At 65.0% G+C, this 20829-nt stretch carries 24 protein-coding genes; 3 read left to right on the forward strand and 21 right to left on the reverse strand.

Annotated elements, in window-relative coordinates; all coding sequences use genetic code 11:
- The first annotated feature begins 37 nt into the window (after positions 1-37).
- Positions 38-859, forward strand: coding sequence for a DNA-binding transcriptional regulator (locus GCU53_RS06240; RefSeq protein ID WP_152386845.1), 822 nt, complete (start codon positions 38-40; stop codon positions 857-859).
- Positions 860-1025: 166 nt separating this feature from the next.
- On the opposite strand, the gene GCU53_RS06245 is transcribed toward GCU53_RS06240, so the two are convergent.
- The 5 genes from GCU53_RS06245 to GCU53_RS06265 all read right to left on the reverse strand — a co-directional run bounded on the left by GCU53_RS06245 (position 1026) and on the right by GCU53_RS06265 (position 5694).
- On the reverse strand, positions 1026-1895 hold the full coding sequence (locus GCU53_RS06245; protein ID WP_152386846.1) for an alpha/beta fold hydrolase: 870 nt from the start codon (positions 1893-1895) through the stop codon (positions 1026-1028).
- Positions 1896-1917: 22 nt separating this feature from the next.
- Positions 1918-2469, reverse strand: a complete 552-nt coding sequence (locus GCU53_RS06250) for a flavin reductase family protein (protein WP_152386847.1) — start codon at positions 2467-2469, stop codon at positions 1918-1920.
- Positions 2470-2543: 74 nt separating this feature from the next.
- Positions 2544-3737 (reverse strand): acyl-CoA dehydrogenase family protein, encoded by a 1194-nt coding sequence (locus tag GCU53_RS06255; RefSeq protein WP_152386848.1) that lies wholly within the window; start codon positions 3735-3737, stop codon positions 2544-2546.
- A 62-nt stretch (positions 3738-3799) separates the two neighbouring features.
- Positions 3800-4738, reverse strand: a complete 939-nt coding sequence (locus GCU53_RS06260; protein ID WP_152386849.1) for a 3-carboxyethylcatechol 2,3-dioxygenase — start codon at positions 4736-4738, stop codon at positions 3800-3802.
- A gap of 389 nt (positions 4739-5127) precedes the next feature.
- Positions 5128-5694 (reverse strand): DUF1285 domain-containing protein, encoded by a 567-nt coding sequence (locus GCU53_RS06265; RefSeq protein ID WP_152386850.1) that lies wholly within the window; start codon positions 5692-5694, stop codon positions 5128-5130.
- Between the two features lie 78 nt (positions 5695-5772).
- On the opposite strand from GCU53_RS06265, the gene GCU53_RS06270 reads away from it, so the two are divergent.
- Complete coding sequence (locus GCU53_RS06270) at positions 5773-6906, forward strand: aminotransferase class V-fold PLP-dependent enzyme (protein WP_152386851.1); 1134 nt, start codon at positions 5773-5775, stop codon at positions 6904-6906.
- Between the two features lie 220 nt (positions 6907-7126).
- Here the strand turns inward: GCU53_RS06270 and GCU53_RS06275 are convergent, their stop codons facing one another.
- The 13 genes from GCU53_RS06275 to GCU53_RS06335 all read right to left on the reverse strand — a co-directional run bounded on the left by GCU53_RS06275 (position 7127) and on the right by GCU53_RS06335 (position 17235).
- Positions 7127-7912 (reverse strand): TatD family hydrolase, encoded by a 786-nt coding sequence (locus tag GCU53_RS06275; RefSeq protein ID WP_152386852.1) that lies wholly within the window; start codon positions 7910-7912, stop codon positions 7127-7129.
- 3 nt (positions 7913-7915) lie between these two features.
- The gene (locus GCU53_RS06280) at positions 7916-8272 is read right to left on the reverse strand and encodes a PilZ domain-containing protein (RefSeq protein ID WP_152386853.1); all 357 of its coding nucleotides are present in this window, start codon (positions 8270-8272) and stop codon (positions 7916-7918) included.
- 34 nt (positions 8273-8306) lie between these two features.
- Positions 8307-9293: a DNA polymerase III subunit delta' gene (locus tag GCU53_RS06285; RefSeq protein ID WP_152386854.1), complete on the reverse strand. Its 987-nt coding sequence runs from the start codon at positions 9291-9293 to the stop codon at positions 8307-8309.
- Entirely contained in the window at positions 9286-9918 is a 633-nt protein-coding gene (tmk, locus tag GCU53_RS06290; RefSeq protein ID WP_152386855.1) for a dTMP kinase, read from the reverse strand. Before tmk ends, GCU53_RS06285 begins: the two co-directional genes overlap by 8 nt.
- Positions 9915-10991: an endolytic transglycosylase MltG gene (mltG, locus tag GCU53_RS06295; protein WP_152389808.1), complete on the reverse strand. Its 1077-nt coding sequence runs from the start codon at positions 10989-10991 to the stop codon at positions 9915-9917. Before mltG ends, tmk begins: the two co-directional genes overlap by 4 nt.
- Positions 10992-10997: 6 nt before the next feature.
- On the reverse strand, positions 10998-11813 hold the full coding sequence (gene pabC, locus GCU53_RS06300; protein WP_152386856.1) for an aminodeoxychorismate lyase: 816 nt from the start codon (positions 11811-11813) through the stop codon (positions 10998-11000).
- A complete protein-coding gene (gene fabF / locus GCU53_RS06305) occupies positions 11813-13057 on the reverse strand; it encodes a beta-ketoacyl-ACP synthase II (RefSeq protein WP_152386857.1) in 1245 nt (414 codons plus the stop codon). Before fabF ends, pabC begins: the two co-directional genes overlap by 1 nt.
- Before the next feature lie 218 nt (positions 13058-13275).
- Positions 13276-13512: an acyl carrier protein gene (acpP, locus tag GCU53_RS06310; protein WP_003283670.1), complete on the reverse strand. Its 237-nt coding sequence runs from the start codon at positions 13510-13512 to the stop codon at positions 13276-13278.
- Between the two features lie 187 nt (positions 13513-13699).
- Positions 13700-14443: a 3-oxoacyl-ACP reductase FabG gene (fabG, locus tag GCU53_RS06315; protein ID WP_152386858.1), complete on the reverse strand. Its 744-nt coding sequence runs from the start codon at positions 14441-14443 to the stop codon at positions 13700-13702.
- A 14-nt stretch (positions 14444-14457) separates the two neighbouring features.
- A complete protein-coding gene (gene fabD / locus GCU53_RS06320) occupies positions 14458-15396 on the reverse strand; it encodes an ACP S-malonyltransferase (RefSeq protein WP_152386859.1) in 939 nt (312 codons plus the stop codon).
- Between the two features lie 95 nt (positions 15397-15491).
- The gene (gene plsX, locus GCU53_RS06325) at positions 15492-16508 is read right to left on the reverse strand and encodes a phosphate acyltransferase PlsX (RefSeq protein ID WP_152386860.1); all 1017 of its coding nucleotides are present in this window, start codon (positions 16506-16508) and stop codon (positions 15492-15494) included.
- A gap of 3 nt (positions 16509-16511) precedes the next feature.
- On the reverse strand, positions 16512-16694 hold the full coding sequence (gene rpmF, locus GCU53_RS06330) for a 50S ribosomal protein L32 (RefSeq protein WP_007160601.1): 183 nt from the start codon (positions 16692-16694) through the stop codon (positions 16512-16514).
- A 13-nt stretch (positions 16695-16707) separates the two neighbouring features.
- Positions 16708-17235 carry a YceD family protein gene (locus tag GCU53_RS06335; RefSeq protein WP_152386861.1) on the reverse strand — a complete coding sequence of 176 codons (528 nt, stop codon included), beginning with the start codon at positions 17233-17235 and terminating at the stop codon, positions 16708-16710.
- A 105-nt stretch (positions 17236-17340) separates the two neighbouring features.
- Here GCU53_RS06335 and GCU53_RS06340 point away from each other — a divergent pair, with 105 nt between their 5' ends.
- The gene (locus GCU53_RS06340) at positions 17341-17919 is read left to right on the forward strand and encodes a Maf family protein (RefSeq protein WP_152386862.1); all 579 of its coding nucleotides are present in this window, start codon (positions 17341-17343) and stop codon (positions 17917-17919) included.
- 45 nt (positions 17920-17964) lie between these two features.
- On the opposite strand, the gene GCU53_RS06345 is transcribed toward GCU53_RS06340, so the two are convergent.
- Genes GCU53_RS06345 through rluC form a run of 3 tightly spaced genes read right to left on the reverse strand, consistent with a single transcriptional unit; the run spans position 17965 to position 20571 of the window.
- Positions 17965-18939 carry a S49 family peptidase gene (locus GCU53_RS06345; RefSeq protein WP_152386863.1) on the reverse strand — a complete coding sequence of 325 codons (975 nt, stop codon included), beginning with the start codon at positions 18937-18939 and terminating at the stop codon, positions 17965-17967.
- 2 nt (positions 18940-18941) lie between these two features.
- On the reverse strand, positions 18942-19625 hold the full coding sequence (locus GCU53_RS06350; RefSeq protein ID WP_208845449.1) for an HAD-IA family hydrolase: 684 nt from the start codon (positions 19623-19625) through the stop codon (positions 18942-18944).
- A complete protein-coding gene (rluC, locus tag GCU53_RS06355; RefSeq protein WP_152386864.1) occupies positions 19618-20571 on the reverse strand; it encodes a 23S rRNA pseudouridine(955/2504/2580) synthase RluC in 954 nt (317 codons plus the stop codon). Before rluC ends, GCU53_RS06350 begins: the two co-directional genes overlap by 8 nt.
- Between the last annotated feature and the right edge of the window lie 258 nt (positions 20572-20829).

Genomic DNA, 20829 nt, shown 5'->3' on the forward strand with positions numbered 1-20829 from the left:
GTGCACTTAATTGTTTTTAAAAGGATTTTTAGTAGACATGAGCAACGAGCGCGATACCGAATACAAGACCGTGCGTGGCCTGACCCGCGGCCTGCAGATCCTCAACGCCCTCAACCGGGTGGACGGCGGCGCCAGCCCGGCGAAGCTGGCCGAACTGACCGGGCTGCACCGCACCACGGTGCGGCGCCTGCTGGAGACCCTGCAGGACGAGGGCTACGTGCGACGCAGCGAGTCGGACGACAGCTTCCGCCTGAGCATGAAGGTGCGCGAGCTGAGCGAGGGCTTTCGCGACGAACAGTGGATTTCCGCGCTGGCCGCGCCGCTGCTGGCCGAGCTGCTGCAGGAGGTGGTCTGGCCGACCGACCTGTGCACCCTGGACGTGGACGCCATGGTGGTGCGCGAGACCACCCACCGCTTCAGCCGGCTGTCGTTCCACCGCTCGATGGTCGGCCGACGCCTGCCGATGCTGCTCACCGCCACCGGCCTCGCCTACCTGGCCTTCTGTCCTGAGGCCGAGCGCGAACGCATCGTCGAACTCCTGGCCAGCCGCGACGACGACCAGGGGCGCCTGGCGCGCGACCGGGCGAACCTGGACAACCTGCTGCGGCGCACACGCCATCGCGGCTACGGCGAGAACTACGGCAGCTGGAACAGCGAGGAAAGGATCGCCGCCATCGCCGTGCCGATCCGTGGGGAACAGCGGGTCTACGGCTGCATCAACCTGGTCTACGTGGCCAAGGCGATGACCATCGATCAGGCCGCGAAGCGCTACCTGAAGGCTTTGCAGCGCTTCGCGGCCACCGTCGAACAGGGCATCCACGAACGCGAGCAGGCCGGGCCGGTGCTGGCCGGCAACTGATCCCGGACGACACGAACCGCCCGTGGAGCCAGCTTGGTGGCGATCGGTTGGCATGGTGGACAAGCCTGCGGCGTTGTCCGCCCTACGAACTGGAGGCTGCACATTTTCGCGGCCTCCAGATCGGGCGCTGCAGGCGCAGGCAAAAGCCTGGGGAAAGGCGCCCCGCTCAGTGGCCGAGGAAGTCCAGCACCATGCGGTTGAACTTGTCGGCGTGCTCCCACTGCGCCCAGTGGCCGCAGCGGTTGAACACGTGCAGTTCGGCGTTGGGCAGGCCGGCGAGCAGGCGCAGGCCGGTGTCCATCGGCACGAAGCGGTCGTTGCTGCCCCAGACGATCAGGGTCTGCGCCTTGATCTCGGCAAGGCGCGGACCGAAGTCGGGGAACTGCTTCGGGTTGGCCGTCAGGCTCTCGACGAAGTTCTCAAGGTGGTCGCGCCGGCCCAGCATGTTGTCGAGCCGGGTCTGGAACAGCTCCTCGGTCAGCTCGCTGGTGTCGTAGACGAAGACGCTCATCATCTTCTTCAGGTTGTCGATGCTCGGCTCGCGGTACAGCCCCTGCAGCAGCTTGATGCCCTCGGTCGGCATTGGCGCGAAGGGACTGGCGCCGCCGGTGCCGCCGCCCATCAGCACCAGCTTGCCGACCCGCTCGGGGTTGGCGAGGGCAAAGGCCACCGCGCTGTGCCCGCCCATGGAGTTGCCGATGAGGTGCGCGCGGTCGATGCCGATGGCGTCGAGCAGGCCTTTCAGGGCGCGGGCGTTGAGGTCCGAACGCGAGCCGGTGCAGACGATGGGATCGCTCTTGCTCCAGCCCGGGCAGTCCATGAGGATCACCCGGTAGCCGGCGGCGACCAGCGGCTCGATGTTGCGGTTGAAGTTGGCCCAGCCGCTGGCCCCCGGCCCGGAGCCGTGCAACATCACCACGGTCTCGGCGCCCGCGCCGCAGTCGTTGTAGTGCAGTTGCAGGTCGAGATCGCCTTCGTGGATGCGGACGAAGCGGCTGCTGGAGGCTTCGGTCAGAGCCTGGGTAGTGGTCGTCATGTCGTGTCTTCTCCGGTCGGGGTTAGGGGGCGAGGCGACGGAAGGCGCCGTTCAGGTACAGCAGCGGTTCGCCGCCCTGCTGGCCGCGGGTGGCCAGCACCTCGCAGAGGAAGGCGTGGTGGGTGCTCTCGTCGAAGACCTTGACCACCCGGCAGTCGAAGTTGGCCAGCGATCCCTCCAGTACCGGCACGCCGGTGATCAGCTCGTGCCACTGGCCATGCTCGAAGCGCGCCTCGCCATGCACGCCCTCGACCATGCCGGCGAACACCTTGGCCTCGTACTCCTGGTCGCCGGACAGCACGTTGACGCACAGCGCGCCGCTGTTGAGGATCGCTTCGCAGGCGGCGACCCTCTTGTTGACGAAGACCACCAAGCGCGGCGGATCGGCGGTCACCGAGCAGACCGCGGTGGCGGTGAGGCCGAAGCGGACAGCACCGTCGCGGGTGGTGATGAGGGTGACGGCGGCGGCCAGGTTGCGCATGCCGTAGCGGTGGTCGTCGGCGCTGACCAGCGGCAGCCCGGCCAGTTCGGCATTCGGGGCCCAGTCGAGCAGTTGGTTGATCTCTTGGTTCATGGCATTCGCTCTCGCACAGCAGGCAGATGGGAAAAGGCCCGGCGGATGCGCCCGGGCCCTGGCGATGGCTCGGCTCAGACCCTGACGCCGAACGGATTGGCGGCCGGCATGGGATTGCCGAGCAGCTGGCCGCCCAGCAGGTCGCCGATGTTGTCCTGGTTCTGGGTGATGTGGTTGGCGCCGACCAGGATGTCGCGCAGTTGGCGCTGCATCGGGTTGTTCAGCCAGACGCCGCGGGTCGAGGTCTTCTTGAAGATCATGTGCGCCGCTTCGAAGCACTCGCCGCCGGTGAACTGGTTGGTGGCGAAGTGGCGGACGCGCACGTCCAGCGGCACCAGCCTGCCCTGCGAGGCGTAGCTCCAGGCTTCCTCGGTGTTGTGCAGCACGCGGCTGGCACAGGCGAGAATCTTCGCCGAGGCCTCGCCCAGCCGGCCCCGGATGAAGGGGTCGTTGACCGCGGCGCCGACGGCCTGGTTGAGGTTCTGGCGCGGCACCATGTGCTCGATGTAGAGGTCGACCATGCCGCGCGCCATGCCGATGATCACCGAGGACACGGCGGCGTAGAACACGTAGAAGAACGGCATCTTGTACAGATCGTTCACCTGGCCATGGGAGGCGTCGTCGTAGGCGGCGATGACATGGCTGCGGTAGGCGGGGACGAAGACCTCCCTGACGATCAGCTTCTTGCTGCCGGTGCCGGCCAGGCCGACCACGTGCCAGTCGTCGACGATCTCGAAGTCGCCGGCCTGGACCCAGAAGGAGCGGAACACCGTTTCGCCGTTCTCGGCGACGCGGCCGCCGAGGAAGGCGCCGCCGGCGGCATGGTCGCAACCGCTGGAGGTCAGCCACTCGCCGTTGAGCAGGTAGCCGCCGTCGACCGCGGTGACGGTGCCGAAGGGCGCATAGGAGGAGGACACCAGTCGGGTGTTGTCCTCGCCCCACAGCTCGTCGCCGCAGCGCGGGTCGAGCAGGCCGACCTCGAAGGGGTGCACGCCCAGCACCATCACGTTCCAGGCGCTGGACGGACAGCCGCGAGCCAGCTCCATCAGCACCTTGTTCAGCACGTTGGGGTTCATTTCGTAGCCGCCCCAGCGCCTGGGCTGCAGGATCCTGAAGAAGCCGGCCTCCTGGAAGGCCTGGATGGTTTCGCGCGACACCATGCGCGCCCTCTCGGTGGCGTCGGCCTTCTCGCGCAGCCAGGGGATCATGGCCTCGGCGCGCGCGACGATTTCGGCTTCGCTGGGGATGGAGGTATCGATATGGCTCATTGTTGTTCTCCGCGGGTGACGCATTCGCATTGTTGTTGTGGGGGCTGTTGCCCAGAAAAGGCTCAGCGTTGCTCGGCGCTCACCACGCCATAGCCGGCGATCCATTCGTTGATCGGCCGGTAGTAGTCCTGCCGCGCGCGATAGGCGCCGGTGGCCGCCAGCGCGGCGAAGGCGGCGACCCAGGTACGGATCTCGTGGGTCGAGCGGCCGGCGGCCCTGGAAATCTCCTCGATCCCGAAATCGTCGACTTCCTCGAGGCGGCCCTGCACCAGCAGGTCAATGAAGGCCAGGTCCCAGTCGGTGTTGAGCGGCGTCTGCGGGGACTCCGCAGTGCCGTAGATCTTGCCGGCGGCGATGGTGCGCGCCTGACGGGCGGCACGCGCCTCCGGGGTCGGATTGCGCCCGGCGATCAGAAACTCGGCGATTTCCTCGGGAGCGTCCGACAACAGCGGTACTGGGGGCTCGTGGGACAAGCCGCCGGTGCCCAGGACCAGCACGCGCTTGTTCAGGGTGGCGATGAAGCGGCCGACCGCCTCGCCCAGCTTGCGGATGCGACGGTACGGCCCAAAGGGCGGCGCCACCGAGTTGATGATGATCGGGATCACCGGGTAGCGGGTCAGGCTGCCGGTCAGCTCCTCGAGGGTCTGGGTGCAGCCATGGTCGACCTGCAGGCGATGGGACAGGGCGATGTCGAGGTCGCTGTCGAGAATGAAGCGCGCCATGTCGAGCGCCAGCGCCCGGGGAATCGACAGCGGACCGGGCAGGGTCCGGTAGTCGGCGACCGATTCGGCGGCGGTGGCGATCACGAACGGCGGCATCAGGTCGTAGAACAGGCCGTTGTAATGGTCGGGTGCGAAGATCACGATCAGCTCGGGGTCGAAGGCCTCGACCTCGGCGCGCGACCTGGCGAGAACCGCATCGACCTCCGCGACGACGTCGGTCCCCGGATCGTTGAGGCCGCGCAAGGGCGTATGCGACAGGCATTTCAGTTTGATGGTCATCAAGCCTCCTGGAGCCTCGGAGCGAACCCCTCCCGCCGGCCGCAAATCGCCGGTATCGCCTCGTTCGGGCGCCGTCATTCAGCGGGTTGCCAGGTGGGTTCGCTTCTTGGCTGTTTTTTGTTCGTTTCGGGCCTGGCCATTCTAGAAGCGGGCAATCGACAGCCCCAAAAGCTATCTGCCCTATCGTGCACCATGTGCACTTCATTGTTTTCAATGGATTTTTTATATTGCGTGCTGCTCGGAGAGCCACCCCGGAGTAGCCGAACGGGCGGAACAGCCAAGGGGCCCCGAGAGGATGAAGAACGCCGAAAGGCTATCGGGAGGCGTCGGAACGGAGCGGGCGGGCCGCTCGCCTGAAGCAGGGCTGCACAACGCAGCCCTGGCGCGGTTCAGTCCTGCGGACCGAGGGGGAAGAAGGTGCCGTGACTCCACACGCCCAGCCAGCTGCGCCCGTCGATCTGCCGCGTCTCGGCCAGCTCGACCAACTGGTAGAAGACATTGCGATGGACCAGCGCCTCCAGGTTGGCGCGCACATGCAGGTAGGGCGCGGGCTCCTGGGTGTCGGGGTCGAGCGCGACCCGCAGCGGGTGCTCGGCGCCCGCCTCCACCTCGTCGCCGACCTGGGTGGTGAAGCGCAGCACCTGCTTCTCGCCGCTGCCCTCGACCTGCAGGGAAACCGCGACGAAGGGCGCATCGTCGACCCGGATGCCGACCTTCTCCACCGGGGTCACCAGGAAGTAGTCGTCGCCGTCACGCCGCAGGATGCCCGAGAACAAGCGGACCAGGGCCTTGCGCCCGATCGGGGTGCCCATGTAGAACCAGCTGCCATCGCGGGCGATGCGCATGTCGATGTCGCCGCAGAACGGCGGGTTCCAGAGGTGGACGGGAGGCGGCCCCTTGCGGCCGCCTTCGGGAATCTGCGCCAACAGGTCGTCGGCCTTGCCTGGATCGCTCATCGCTTCTCCTTCGCCGGGCGGGACAGTGACTCCAGGTGGAATATGATGCCTTACAATACGATTGCAAGGAGCAAGCCCATGCATGCCATCCATGATGAATTTCCGCAGCTGGCCGGGCTGCGCTATCTCAACCACGCCGCCGTCGCCCCCTGGCCGAAACGGGCCGGCCAGGCGGTGACGGCCTTCGCCGAGCAGAACGTGCACATCGGCGCACGCGACTATCCCCAGTGGCTGGGCATCGAGCGGCGCCTGCGCGAGCGCCTGATGCGCCTGCTCAACGCACCCAGCACGGCGGACATCGCGCTGGTCAAGAACACCTCCGAGGCTTTGTCCTTCGTCGCCTTCGGCCTGGACTGGCAGGCCGGTGACCGGATCGTCATCAGCGACGAGGAGTTCCCCTCCAACCGTGTCGTCTGGGAGGCCCTCAAGCCGCAAGGCGTCGAGGTCGTGGCGGTCAGCCTCAAGGGCAGCGATCCGGAGGCCGATCTGCTGGCCGCCTGTGGCCCGCACACGCGCCTGCTGTCGATCAGCGCCGTGCAGTATGCCAGCGGCCTGCGCCTGGATCTGGAGCGCCTCGGCCACGGCTGCCGGCAGCTCGGCGTGCTGCTTTGCGTCGACGCCATCCAGCAGCTCGGCGCCCTGCCCTTCGATGTGCGTGCCTGCGACTGCGCCTTTGCCATGGCCGACGGGCACAAGTGGATGCTCGGCCCGGAGGGGCTCGGGGTGTTCTACTGCCGCAGCGACCTGCGCGAGCAGCTCAAGCTGCACGAATACGGCTGGCACATGCTGGAGAACGCCGGCGACTATGATCGTATCGAGTGGGAGCCGGCACGCACCGCTCGGCGCTTCGAGTGCGGCAGCCCGAACATGCTCGGCGCCGTGGCGCTGGAAAGCAGCCTGTCCCTGCTGGAACAGGTCGGCATGCTCAACGTCGCCCAGGGATTGCACGAGCGACTGGCCTGGCTCGAAGAGGGCCTCCTGCGTATCCCCGGCCTGCGCCTGCACAGTCCGCGCGATCCCGAACGGCGCGCCGGCATCCTGACCTTCGCCCTGGACGGCTGGGACAACCAGCAGCTGTTCGAGCGTCTCAAGCGCGAGCAGATCGTCTGTGCCCAGCGTGGTGGCGGAATCCGTCTGTCGCCGCATTTCTACACGCCGACCACGGTAGTCGACGAAACGCTGGCGATCCTGCGCCAGTTGGCATCCGGCTAGGTACTCAACAATGGCGGAAGTATTCCAAAACCGTTTAAAAAATGAACAGCTCGTACTGGACTGGAGCCGATCCGGAGCGATACTTCCCCTACTGACATGGCATTCCCCCGATGCCAAGCCAGCCGGAGGCACCGAGGAACGCGTGCCTTCGCTTACTCCTAACGCTTTTGACCCGGTTTCCTCCCCCAGACTCCGGGTTTTTTTTGCATGGCGGAAAGTCTCAGCAGACGACCCGTGCCAACGGAAACAGGCGCCGGAAGTTGTCGGTGGTCTGCTCGGCCAGCGTCTCGAAGGAAACGCCGCGCAGTTCGGCGAGAAACTCCGCGACTTCGCGCACGTATTGCGGCAGGTTGGGCTTGCCTCGATGAGGGACCGGCGCCAGATAGGGCGCGTCGGTTTCCACCAGCAGACGATCCGCCGGCACCCGGCGCGCCACTTCGCGCAGGGCCTCGGCATTGCGGAAGGTGACGATGCCGGACAGCGAGATGTAGAAGCCGAGATCCAGCGCCGCCCGGGCCATCTCCCAGTCCTCGGTGAAGCAATGCAGCACGCCGGCCTGCGGCAGTGCGGCCTCGCGCAGCAGCTGCAGGGTATCGGCACGTGCCGCGCGGGTGTGCACGACGAGCGGCTTGCCGGTCAGGCGCGCCGCCTCCAGATGCAGACGGAAGGCCTGCTGCTGCAGGGCCGCGGACTCCGGCTGATAGTGATAGTCCAGCCCGGTCTCGCCGATGGCGACCACCCGCGGATGGGCGAGCTCGCCGAGCAGCCAGTCGAGGGCGGGCACGGCATCGGGCTCGACGTCCAGCGGATGCACTCCGACCGAACAGTCCACATCGCTATGCGCTTCAGCCAGCGCCTTGACCGCGGCCGCGTTGTCCGCGCTCACGCCGATGCACAGGAAATGTCCGACGCCGCAGGCACGGGCGGCGTCCAGCGCGGCGTCCAGGGAACCGCCATGGGCGGCGAGATCGAGACGATCGAGATGGCAGTGGGAGTCGACCAGCATGGGTTACATCGTATGGGTGGGACGGTCCGACTTCAGGGCGCCGGCCAGATAGGTTTCGATCTTGTTGCGCGCCACGTTGTCGCCGTCGCCGAACTGCACGCCGACCCCGGCGGCGCGGTTGCCCTGGGCACCGGGCGGGGTGATCCAGACGACCTTGCCGGCGACCGGGATCTTCTCCGGCTCGTCCATCAGGCTGAGCAGCAAGAAAATTTCGTCGCCGAGCTTGTAGCTCTTGTTGGTGGGGATGAACAGACCGCCATTCTTGAGAAAGGGCATGTAGGAAGCATAGAGGACCGACTTATCCTTGATCGACAGGGGCAGGATGCCATTACGCGATCCCAGACCGGGTGGCAGGCTCATGCAGGTTTCCGGATGGCTGATTCAGGTGCCGATTCTAGCCCGGCCCGGGCAGGCTTGCCCACTGTACGAGCAAGGCCTCGAGAAGCAGGGCACGGTTGAGATTGGCCTTGGCGAGCACCTTCTGGCGCTGCGCCAGCAGCCAGTCCTGCATGGCCAGCACCCGGGGCAGCGTGCTCTTCTCCGCCAGGTAGCGGACGACCTTGGCCATGTCGTCCAGGCCCAGGCCCTGTTCGTCGCCGGTCAACTGATAGCGCAGGATCAAAAGGCTCCAGTCACAGAACCAGTCGAACAGCAGCAGCAGCGGCACGCCGTTCCAGGCCTCGGCGAGCTGGCTGGCGCCGGCCTGCTGCTTGAGCAGCTGCTTCACGCCCTCCACTATCCGCGCACGCTGCTCGCGCACCCCTTCGCCGTGCAGCTTCAGAGCGGATAGCGGCGAACCACCGGCCAGGGCGAGCAGTTCCCCCAGCTCCGCGTCGCTCTGCTCTGGCAGGGCCCGGCGCAGCCAGGCCAGGCTGTCGGCGGCTCCCGGCAACGGACAGGCCTGCTGCACGCAGCGGCTCCTGATGGTCGGCAGCAGCCGGCTCGGCTGGTGGCTGATCAGCAGCAGCACGCTCTCTCCGGAAGGCTCCTCGAGGCTCTTGAGCAGGGCATTGGCGGCGTTCGGGTTCATCGCCTCGGCCGGCTCCAGCAGGACCACCTTGCGGCCGCCGAGCTGTGCCGTCTGCACGACGAACTCCACCAGATCGCGCACCTGATCGACCCGGATCGCCTTGTCCGCCTCCTCAGGCTCCAGCAGAAAATGATCCGGATGGCTGCCGGCTTGCAGCAGACGACAGGACTTGCATTGGCCGCAGGCTTCCAGGCCGGCCGGACTCTGGCACAACAGACGGGCGGTCAGGCGCTCGGCCAGCGCCCGCTTGCCGATGCCGGCCGGACCATGCAGCAGATAGGCATGGGCGTGTCGACCACGGCTGGCCAGGCGCTGCCACAGTGCCTGCTGCCAGGGATAGACCTCAGGCACCGCGCAGCTCCAGCAACCGCGGGAGCAGGTCATCCAGCGTGCGCTGGACATCCGCCAGGGGCCGCCCCGCATCCACCACCCGATAGCGGGCCGGATCGCTTGCCGCGCGGCGCAGGTAAGCCTGACGCACCGCCTCGAAGAAGGCGCGCCCCTCCTGTTCGAAACGATCCAGGCGGCCGCGGGCGGCGGCACGGACCAGTCCCATCTCGACCGGCAGGTCGAAGACCAGGGTCAGGTCAGGCCGCAGGTCGCCCTGCACGAAACTCTCCAGGATCGCGATGCGCTGCTCGGGGACGCCGCGGCCACCGCCCTGGTAGGCGTAGGAAGCATCGGTGAAGCGGTCGCAGAGCACCATGGCGCCCCGCGCCAGCGCCGGGCGGATCACAGCGGCCAGGTGCTGGGCGCGGGCAGCGAAGACCAGCAGCAGCTCGGTGTCCACCGCCATCGCCTCGCTGCTGGGCGCCAGCAGCAGTTCGCGGATGCGCTCGGCCAGCGGCGTTCCGCCCGGCTCGCGGGTCAGCACCACCTCACGGCCGGCGGCACGCAAGCCTTCGGCGAGGTATTCGCGATTGGTGCTCTTGCCGGCCCCCTCCGGGCCCTCGAGGGTAATGAACAGGCCGCTCACGGATTTTCCTCACTGTCCTGCTGCACGGAGCGCTCCAGCGCCTCGGGCGATGGGCTGGAGCGATAGTCGGCGCGGCGCTTGAGCTGGTAGTCGCGGACCGCCTGATTGTGCGCCTCAAGGGTCTCGGAAAAGACATGGCTGCCGTCGCCGCGGGCGACGAAATACAGCTCGCGGCCCTCCGCCGGGTGCAGCGCCGCATTGATCGCTTCGCGCCCCGGCAGGGCGATCGGCGTCGGCGGCAGGCCGGGCTGGACGTAGGTGTTGTAAGGGGTGGCCGCGACCAGATCGGCGCGCCCGAGCTTGCCGTTGTAGCGCTCGCCCAGACCGTAAATGACCGTGGGATCGGTCTGCAGCAGCATGCCCTGCTCCAGGCGCCGCACGAACACGCCGGCGATCTGCTTGCGCTCGCGGGGGATGCCTGTTTCCTTCTCGATGATCGAAGCCATGATCAGCGCCTCGTAGGGGGTTTCGTAGGGCAGGTTCGGCGATCGCTCGGCCCACTCCTCGGCGAGCACCTGTTGCAGGCGGGCATGGGCCTGCTTGAGCAACTCGAAATCGCTCATGCCGCGCACATAGCGATAGGTATCGGGAAAGAAGCGCCCCTCCGGATGGGCATCCGGCTGGCCGAGTCGGGCCATCAGCTCGGCATCGGAAAGCCCTGCCAGGGACTGCTCCAGCTTGTCGGCCCGCGCCAGTGCGGCCCGTACCTGACGGAAGCTCCAGCCCTCGACCAGGGTCAGGTTGTACTGCACCACCTCGCCACGCTGCCAGAGATCGAGCAGCTCGACGGCCGTCATACCTGGCTCCAGGCGATATTCGCCGCTACGCATACCTTGTTCGGACAGATTGAAGCGCCAATACAGGCGCAGCCAGAAGCTCCCGCGCAACAGCCCCTCGTCCTGCAGACGATTGAGCAGGCCACCGGGCGTGGCGCCGCTCGGAACCTCCAGCAGGCGCTCCTCGGAGAGCTTCAGGGGTTGTTCGAGTGCGGCCCTCTGCTGCCAGACGGCGAACGCCAGGAGCAGTCCACCCGCCAGCAGGCCACTTTCCAGCAGCAGCAGCCATTTTCGCATCACGTATCAGGAGTCCAGTAGCTTGCAGATCAGGCCCTGCAGTTTACGGGTGAGCGTGCCGACCGGCCAGTCGTGTCCTTCGAACCCGCGCACAGGCCAGATGCCATAGAGGCTGTTGCAGAGAAAAACCTCGTCCGCCGCCAGCAGTTCGGCGAGGTCGATATCACGTACCTGCGCCGGAATGCCCACCCGCTCCGCCTGCTCGAGGATCTCCGCACGCATGACCCCGGCAACCCCGCAGCGCTGCAGGCCGGCAGTCAGCAGGACACCATCCCGGATCAGGAACAGATTGCTGAAAACCCCTTCGATCACCCGGCCGGACAGGTCGCGCATCAACCCCTCGGCATGCTCGGCATCCTGCCACTCGGCACGAGCGAGTACCTGCTCCAGGCGATTGAGATGCTTGAGTCCGGCCAGTCGGGGCTGCTCGGCCAGACGGGTGCTGCAAGGATAGAGCCGTATGCCCTGCTCGGCATTAGCCGACGGATATTGCGGCGGTGGACTGCCGAGGAGGATACGTCGCGGCCGCGACGGCTGGGAAGCCGCATAGCCACGCAGGCCGTCTCCGCGGGTCAGCAGCAGCTTGGCCACCCCCTCGCCCAGCTCGGCCGAGAAGGCCAGCAGCTCGGTACGGATCAGCGGCAGGTTTCCGGGAATGGCCAGCCTGGCACAGCCCTCGGCAAGACGCGCCAGGTGCCGCTCCAGCAGAAGCGGCTGTCCCCGACGCACGGCGATGGTCTCGAACAGACCGTCGCCGTAGGCCAGTCCCCGGTCGGTCAGAGGCAGCGACTCGCCAGGCTGGCCATCGATCCAGCAGGGCATCAGCCAACAAACCGGCGGAACACCAGCGAGCCGTTGGTGCCGCCGAAGCCGAAGGAGTTGGAGAGTACCACGTCGATCGGCAGGCTCTTGGCTTCATGGGCCACGAAATCCAGGTCACAGCCCACATCAGGCTCATCCAGGTTGATGGTCGGCGGAGCGACCTGATCGCGTATCGCCAGCACGCTGAAGATGGCCTCGACCGCACCGGCAGCACCGAGCAGATGACCAGTCATGGATTTGGTCGAGCTGACCGACAGCCGATAGGCACTCCCGCCGAAAACCGACTTGAGTGCCGCCACCTCGGCCAGATCGCCAGCCGGCGTCGAGGTGCCATGGGCATTGATGTACTGGACCTGGTCGACGTTCAGGCCGGCATCGTGCAGGGCGTTGCGCATGCAGCGGGCTGCACCGGCGCCATCCTCCGGCGGCGAGGTCATGTGGAAGGCATCGCCGCTCATGCCGAAGCCGACCAACTCGGCATAGATGTTGGCGCCCCGCGCCCTGGCATGCTCCAGCTCCTCCAGCACCAATGCACCGGCGCCGTCGGAAAGCACGAAGCCATCCCGCCCCTTGTCCCACGGGCGGCTGGCGCGCGCCGGATCGTCGTTGCGGGTGGACAGTGCCCGGGCCGCACCGAAGCCACCGATCCCCAGGCCGCTGGCCGCCATTTCGGCACCGCCGGCAACCATTGCATCGGCTTCGCCATAGGCGATGTTGCGCGCAGCCATGCCGATGCAGTGGGTACCGGTGGTACAGGCGGTAGCCAGGGCGTAGTTCGGCCCCTGCAGCCCAAGATGAATCGACAGGAAGCCGGAAATCATGTTGATGATCGAGCCTGGCACGAAGAACGGAGAAATGCGCCGAGGGCCCTGCTCGATGAGGGATTTGCAGTTGTTCTCGATATTGGTGAGGCCGCCAATGCCGGAGCCCATGGCCACGCCGATGCGCTCCCGATTGACATCGGTGATTTCCAGACCGGAATCGCGCACGGCCTGGAAGCTGGCAGCCAGACCGTACTGGATGAACAGGTCGAGCTTGCGGGCTTCCTTGAGCGACAGGTATTGCTCGACGTCGAATCCCTTCACCGAACCACCGAAGCGGGTTGAATAGGCGGAAAGATCCATGTGCTCGAGCGGAGCGATGCCACTGCGACCAGCCAGGACCCCCTGCCAGCTGCTCGGCACATCGGTACCCAGCGGCGACAACATCCCCAGTCCAGTGACCACGACGCGTCTACGTGACAAAGCAATCTCCTCTTTTCTTTCTTCATTACTGTGCCAGACAGGAGCAGGCACCCTGCCTGCAGGCGACAGGCGATCCCATGCGGGCGGCGTATCTTGTAGCTATCTTGCCGAACTGACCAGAGCCGGCAGGTATCGGATGAAATTCTAGTTATTTCTGCTAAAGAAAAACCGCACGCCTTTTGGGCAGTGCGGCTTTCCGAGTCGGGAGCGACGATTACTTATTGCGCGTGAGCATTGATGTAATCGATGGCTTCCTGCACAGTGGTGATCTTCTCGGCCTGTTCGTCCGGAATTTCGGTCTCGAATTCCTCTTCGAGAGCCATCACCAGCTCGACGGTGTCAAGAGAGTCGGCGCCCAGGTCTTCGACAAAGGAAGCGCTGTTGGTGACTTCCTCTTCTTTGACGCCAAGTTGCTCAGCAACGATCTTCTTGACGCGTTCTTCGATGGTGCTCATACCTTATTTTCACTCCTATGGACAAACCAGGCAGATGGAATGCGATTAAGTTTATAGAAAGGGATTTCAGCATTTCAAGCTGAAGCCCTGCCCCTCCGGACGGCCCCGACGACCTGCTTTTTTCGATCTAGCAGCTCGATGAGATTTCGGATTGCTCTTTGACTGTTGTCTCGAGGCTCTCGTCACATCAACTCATGTACATTCCACCGTTGACCGGAATGGTAGCTCCGGTGACATAGGATGCACCATCGGAGGCAAGGAAAGCGACAACCCGGGCAATTTCCTCGGCCTGCCCCAGACGACCCAGCGGGATCTGACTCAGCAACGCATTGCGCTGTGCTTCGGGCAGCTCGCGGGTCATGTCGGTATCGATGAAGCCCGGCGCCACCGCATTGACCGTGATGCCGCGCGAACCGACCTCACGGGCCAAGGCGCGACTGAATCCTTCCAGCCCCGCCTTGGCTGCAGCATAGTTGACCTGGCCGGCGTTGCCCATGGCACCTACCACCGAGCCGATATTGATGATGCGTCCCCAGCGGGCCTTGGTCATGCCGCGCAGGACTGCCTTCGACAGGCGGTAGAGGCTGTTGAGGTTGGTATTGATGACGTCATGCCATTCCTCATCCTTCATTCTCAACATCAGGTTGTCGCGGGTGATGCCGGCATTGTTGACCAGGATCGCCGGCTGGCCGAGATGCTGCTGGATATGCTCCAGGGTCGTGGCGACGGACTCGTCGCTGGCCACATCCAGCACCAGGCCGGCGCCCTCGACGCCATGGCTCTTCAGGGTCTCGGCGATGCTTTCAGCACCGGCCGAGGAAGTGGCAGTGCCGATCACCACTGCGCCCTGCCGCCCCAGCTCCAGCGCGATCGCCTGGCCGATGCCACGGCTTGCGCCGGTCACCAGCGCCACTTTGCCTTGCAGACTCATTATCATCTCCTTGTTCAGGCCAGCGCAGCACGAGCCGCGGCGAAGGCCTCGGGGGTATCCAGGTTGTGGGTGTTGATGCCCTTGACGCAACGCTTGTTCAATCCGGACAGTACCTTGCCCGGGCCACACTCGACCAGGTCGGTGACACCCTGGGCAGCCAGGCAGATCATGGACTCGACCCAGCGCACCGGACTATAGAGCTGCGCCAGCAGGTCACGCTTGAGGGTATCCAGGTCGCTGACCACGGCAGCGCTGACATTCTGCACCAGAGGAATGCGCGGTGCCTGCCAGGCAATCGCCTCCAGCGCCTCGGCGAAGCGCTCCGCTGCCGGGCGCATCAGGGCACAATGCGATGGCACGCTGACCGGCAAGGCCATGGCGCGCTTGGCACCGCGCGCCTTGCAAGCCTCGATGGCGCGGCCCACCGCCGCAGCGGAGCCGGCGATCACCACCTGTCCCGGTGCATTGAAGTTCACGGCACTGACCACCTCACCCTGCTCGGCCTCGGCGCAGGCTGCCAGAACGTCGGCATCATCCAGGCCGAGAATCGCCGCCATGCCCCCCAATCCAGCGGGCACGGCCTGCTGCATCAACTGCCCCCGGCACTCGACCAGCCTCACCGCATCGACAAAGGGAAGGCTGCCAGCAGCCACCAGCGCGGAGTACTCGCCAAGGCTGTGTCCCGCGACAAAGGCTGGAAGCGCCCCACCCTCGGCCTGCCAGAGCCGCCACAGGGCGACGGAGGCGGTCAGGATCGCCGGCTGGGTCTTGTCGGTCTGGTTGAGCAACTCTTCCGGCCCCTGCTGGACCAGTCCCCAGAGATCGTAGCCGAGGGATTCGGAGGCCTCGGCAAAGGTAGTGCCAATCAGCGGGTGCTGGGCAGCTTGATCGGCGAGCATGCCGAGAGACTGCGAACCCTGGCCGGGAAAGACGAATGCGGGGGAAACAGACATATGAACAGATCCCTGATGATCTTTCTTCGGGAGCGTCCGGGTCATGCCGGACGCGTGTTAATCAGTTGGATGACAAGCCCCAGGCCGCAGTCACATCAGCGCCCGACCAACAGCGCCTCCAGGCGGTCATGCAGATGTTGCGGCAGGTTCTCGCGAACTTCCGCCTGCGCGCGAAGTATCGCGCTGCGAAACCCTTCGGCACCTGCCGCACCATGGCTCTTCACCACGATTCCCTGCAACCCGAGGAAACTGGCCCCATTGTGTCGTGCCGGCGCCAGGCGGGCCTGCAATCGATGCAAGAAGGGCAAAGCCAGGACACCAACCAGTCGCGAAGCGAGACTACGTCCAAATTGCGCCTTGACCTCTCCGGCAATCATGGCGGCAAGTCCTTCGCTGGCTTTCAGCAGAATATTGCCGACAAAACCGTCGCAGACCACTACGTCGGCTTCTCCACGATAGAGACCATCGCCCTCGATGAATCCAACGTAGTTGATTCCCCTGGCCCGCTGCAGCAGAACGGCAGCCTGCTTGACCTGCTGGTTGCCCTTGACCTCTTCGGTACCGACGTTCAGCAGGGCCACCCGCGGACGCTCCACTCCCAGCGTTTCCACGGCGACCGAACCCATCACGGCGAACTGATAGAGGTGCTCGGCACTGCAATCCATGTTCGCCCCCAGATCGAGCAGATGGCAGAGCCCCTGCTCGGTGGGGAGGGCCGCGAACATCGCCGGCCGGTCGATGCCCGGCAGGGTCTTCAGAACATGCCGGGACAGCGCCATCAGTGCTCCCGTATTGCCAGCACTGACACAGGCCTGGACCTGCTGCTCACGCAACAGGTCGAGGGCCACACGCATGGAGGAATCGGCCTTGCTGCGCAAGGCTTGGGCGGGCCGCTCATCCATGGCGATCACCTCCCCGGCATGCACGATGCTCAGACGCGCGCGATCGACCCGGGGGTGGCGAGCAATCAGCTCTTCGAGAAGGGGAGCTTGACCGACGAGGGTCAGATGGAGCGAAGGGATCTCACCCAGGCAGGCAAGACAGGCTGGAACAATACAGCGGGGACCGAAGTCCCCGCTCATTGCATCGACAGCGATGAGCGAAGCGGACAAGAGTTACTCGTCGGAGCCCTTGTCGATCACTTTGCGGCCGCGGTAGAAGCCGTCCGGAGATACGTGGTGACGCAGGTGTACTTCACCGGTGCTCTTCTCAACGGACAGGGCATTCGCCTCCAGCGCGTCATGGGAGCGACGCATATCGCGTGCGGAACGGGACTTTTTGTTCTGCTGAACAGCCATAACTGATTAACTCCTAAACGTTTGGGTCGCGCTTTAACTGCGCCAGTACGCTGAACGGGTTGGACCGCGATACCTCGTCCTCGCTCGGCTCGGGCTCTTCAAGCCCGGCCGGCGGCTGGCAAACATCAGGGTCATGGAGCGGAACGATGGGCAAGGCAAGCAGCAGCTCGTCTTCGACCAACGCCAGCAGATCCAAGGGGTCTTCCCCAACCTCCAGCACGTCATAGTCCTTGGGCAACGACTGAGTGCTCGCCCCCTCCTTCACCACCGCATAATGGCATTCGCTGTGGATCGGCAGGGCGACCAGTTCCAGACAACGCTGGCAAACCATCTTGACCTCGACATCGAGCTCGCTGTGAATGACCACAGCCTTGTGCTCGTCGCGCTCAAAATGAAGTTTCGCACGCACCACTCCCGCCTCTTCGGCAAGCGGATCGCAAAGACGCGGCAGACTGGCCAGCGGCAGCTCACCCTCGAGGGTTGCGCTGCGATCAGCCAGCTTGCGTGGATCAACGTGAGGTGGAATCGGCCCATTCAACATAGGGGCGGCATTCTAGGGATGGGCTGGAGCGCTGTCAAAGGGTATTCTGTCGTGTCCGCCGACCGGCAGCACCGCGAGAATCGCGCCACCCTCCAGGAGAATGCCATGCTGCCCCTCGTACTCGCCTCCAGCTCCCCCTATCGCCGCGAACTGCTGAGCCGCCTGCGACTGCCCTTCAGCTGGAGTGCGCCATCCATCGACGAGACCCCGCACCCCGGAGAAAGCGCCGACACCCTGGCCAGACGTCTGGCCGCCGAAAAGGCCGGCGCCCTCGCCCAGGAACACCCGCACCACCTGATCATCGGCTCGGACCAGGTCGCCGTACTGAACGGACAGATTCTCGGCAAGCCACACGACCTGCCCCGCGCCCGCGCCCAACTGCAGAGCGCGAGCGGCAAGAACGTGACCTTCCTGACCGGCCTGGCCCTGCTCAACACGTCCAGCGGAATGCTGCAAATCGACTGCATCCCCTTCACAGTCCATTTCCGCCCCCTGGACACAGCTCGAATCGAGCGTTATCTGGCAGCCGAACAACCCTTCGACTGTGCCGGGAGCTTCAAGTCGGAAGGACTGGGCGTAAGCCTGTTCCGCTCCACCGAAGGCGAAGATGCCACCAGCCTGATCGGCTTGCCCCTGATTCGCCTGGTCGACATGCTGCTGGCCGAGGGCGTACAGATTCCCTGAGCACAGCAAAGGACCGGCATCAAAGCGATCCGATCGCACGCCATCTCAGCGCAGAACCGGAGCCTGCAGCCCCATCCACATGCCCAGACGCTCGGCCACGCCGCCCCCCAACTTCTTGGCGAAGCGATCGAAGGGGGTTTCCCGCACCGTAAAGTCGACCAGTTTTTCCGCACCCACCACTTCGCGCGCCACATGACTGGAGCTACCCAGCGCATCGACCAGCCCCAGCTGCAAGGCCTGCTCACCGGACCAGACCAGACCGGAGAAAAGTTCGGGGTGATCCCCGTCCTTCAGTCGCTCGCCGCGCCCCCGCTTGACACTATCGACGAACTGCCGATGGGTAACCTCCAGCACCTCTTGCCAGAAGCGAACCTCTCCCTCTTTCTGCGGCTGGAACGGATCAAGGAAAGCCTTGTGCTCGCCGGCCGTATAGACCCGACGCTCGACGCCCAGCCGCTCCATTGCCCCAACGAAACCAAAGCTTGCCGCCGTCACCCCAATCGAGCCGACCAGGCTGGCCTTGTCCGCATAGATGGCGTCGGCGGCGCTGGCGATATAGTAGGCGCCGGAAGCGCCGAGATCGGTGATGACCGCATAAAGCCTGGTGTCGGGATGCGCAGCACGCAGCCGACGGATCTCGTCGTAGATATAGCCGGACTGCACGGGGCTGCCGCCAGGGCTATTGATGCGCAGCACCACACCTTTGGTGTGCCTGTCCTTGAAAGCAGCACGCAGACTGCCGACGATGTTGTCGGCACTGGCAGCCTCGTCATCAGCAATCATCCCGCGCACCTCGATCAGCGCAGTGTGCTCGCCGGTACCTGCCGCCTCCTTGAGGCTCAGCGCCGGGGAAAACATCACCAGGAGCACTGCCAGATAGGCAAACCCCAGCAACTTGAAGAAGATCCCCCAACGACGAGCCCGCCGCCGCTCCTCCACGGTAGCAAGCAAGGTCTTTTCCAGCAGCTTCCAGCTCTTCTCGTCACCACCCTCCGGCGGCGCCTTCCATTCGTTCGCCATGCCTATCCCCCAGCGACGACATTCCGCACCGGCCGGACACCCAGCCAGGCACACAACTCGCCAAAGTCATCGATAATCAAGCGTGGCTCGTGCAAGCGTAGCGCCTCGAGGGGCTGCGCCCCATAGCTAACCGCCACCGCCCCCATCCCGGCATGTCGCGCCATCTGCAGATCGAACGAGGAATCCCCCACCATCAGCGCCTGCTCGGGCAGCATCCGGCAGTGCGCAAGGATCTCGTGCAGCATTCGAGGGTCCGGCTTGCTGGCAGTTTCATCCGCGCAGCGAGTGACATCGAAATACTTCTGCCAACCATGTCCCGCCAGCACCCGGTCAAGCCCCTGACGCGTCTTGCCGGTAGCTACCGCCAGGCGATAGCCCGCGCTCCGGAACGCCTCCAGCGCCTCGGCCACCCCTGCGTACAGCGGCGACGGCTCGCTCTCCAAAGCCAGGTAGTGCCCACTATAGAGCTGACGGAACCGCTCCAGCAGCCGGATATCCTGCAGCCCCGGATAGAGTGCACGAATCGCCTCGGGCAGGCCCAGCCCAATGATGCCCTTTATTGTCGACTCGCCGAGCGGCTCGAGATCACAAGCCGCCGCCGCGACGCGCATGGCTTCGACGATGCGCCCGATGGAGTCGACCAAAGTGCCATCCCAGTCGAAGATCAACAGCCGATAGTCAGCCACTCAAACGCTCCAGAGTCTGCGCCCACATCTCGTCCACCGGCGCCTCCAGGCGCAGCTCGCCCCCCTCCGGCAGCGGCACTGCCAGCGAGTACGCATGCAGAAACAGGCGTTTGCCACCGAGCGCACGAATCTCGCGGGTGAACTCCTCGTCCCCATACTTGGCATCGCCGGCGATGGGATGCCCGGCGTGACGGGCATGCACCCGGATCTGATGCGTCCGCCCGGTGATCGGCCTGGCCTCGACCAGGGTGGCAAAGTCACCGAAACGCCGCAGCACCCGAAAGAGAGTCAGCGCCTCCCGCCCCTCCTCGTCCACCTCCACCATCCGCTCGCCGGAACGCAGGGTATTCTTTTGCAACGGAGCATTGACCTGCTTCCGGGCGCTCGGCCAGGATCCGCACACCAGCGCCAGATAACGCTTGTCCACCCCGTCGCCACGCAACGCCTCGTGTAGATGGCGCAACATGCTGCGCTTCTTGGCGATCATCAACAGACCCGAGGTATCCCGGTCGAGCCGGTGAACCAACTCCAGATCCCGAGCCTCCGGGCGCAACTGGCGCAGCGCCTCGATCACCCCATGACTGAGGCCGCTACCGCCATGCACGGCGATGCCGGCCGGCTTGTTCAGCACCATCAGTGCCTTGTCTTCATGGAGAATGGCCGCTTCGAGCCGCTCGAGCAGCCCCTGCGCCAGCGGGACCGGCTCGTCACGCTCGGCCAGGCGCAGCGGCGGCACACGCACCAGGTCGCCAGCCTGCAGCTTGTACTCGGGCTTGATCCGCCCCTTGTTCACTCGCACCTCACCCTTGCGCAGGATGCGATAGATCAAGGTTCTGGGAGCCCCCTTGAGCCGGGCAAGGAGAAAGTTGTCGATTCGTTGACCGGCCATTTCCGGCCCGATCTCGAGTAGCTGGACGCCAGAATTCGCATGGATGGGATTCGTCATCGCGATATCATATCAATTTTTAGAGAATTGAAGTACTTATTAATAGGTGCTATAGTCATAGATGCCGATTTCTACGGCCAAGCCAGTGGATGGACGCGAAACCCAAACAGCCATTCCATCCACATGCTATCCACGGAGGACGTAAGGCCGTCCGACGGGACTTCCCCGAACATCGCGAAGTCTCGGAAACAAATGCCTTAGCTACATGATGGCGCACCTCCATCCACGGGAGGCCGCACATATATTTATTGCCAACTC

This window comes from Azotobacter salinestris, from assembly GCF_009363155.1.
GTDB lineage: Bacteria > Pseudomonadota > Gammaproteobacteria > Pseudomonadales > Pseudomonadaceae > Azotobacter > Azotobacter salinestris.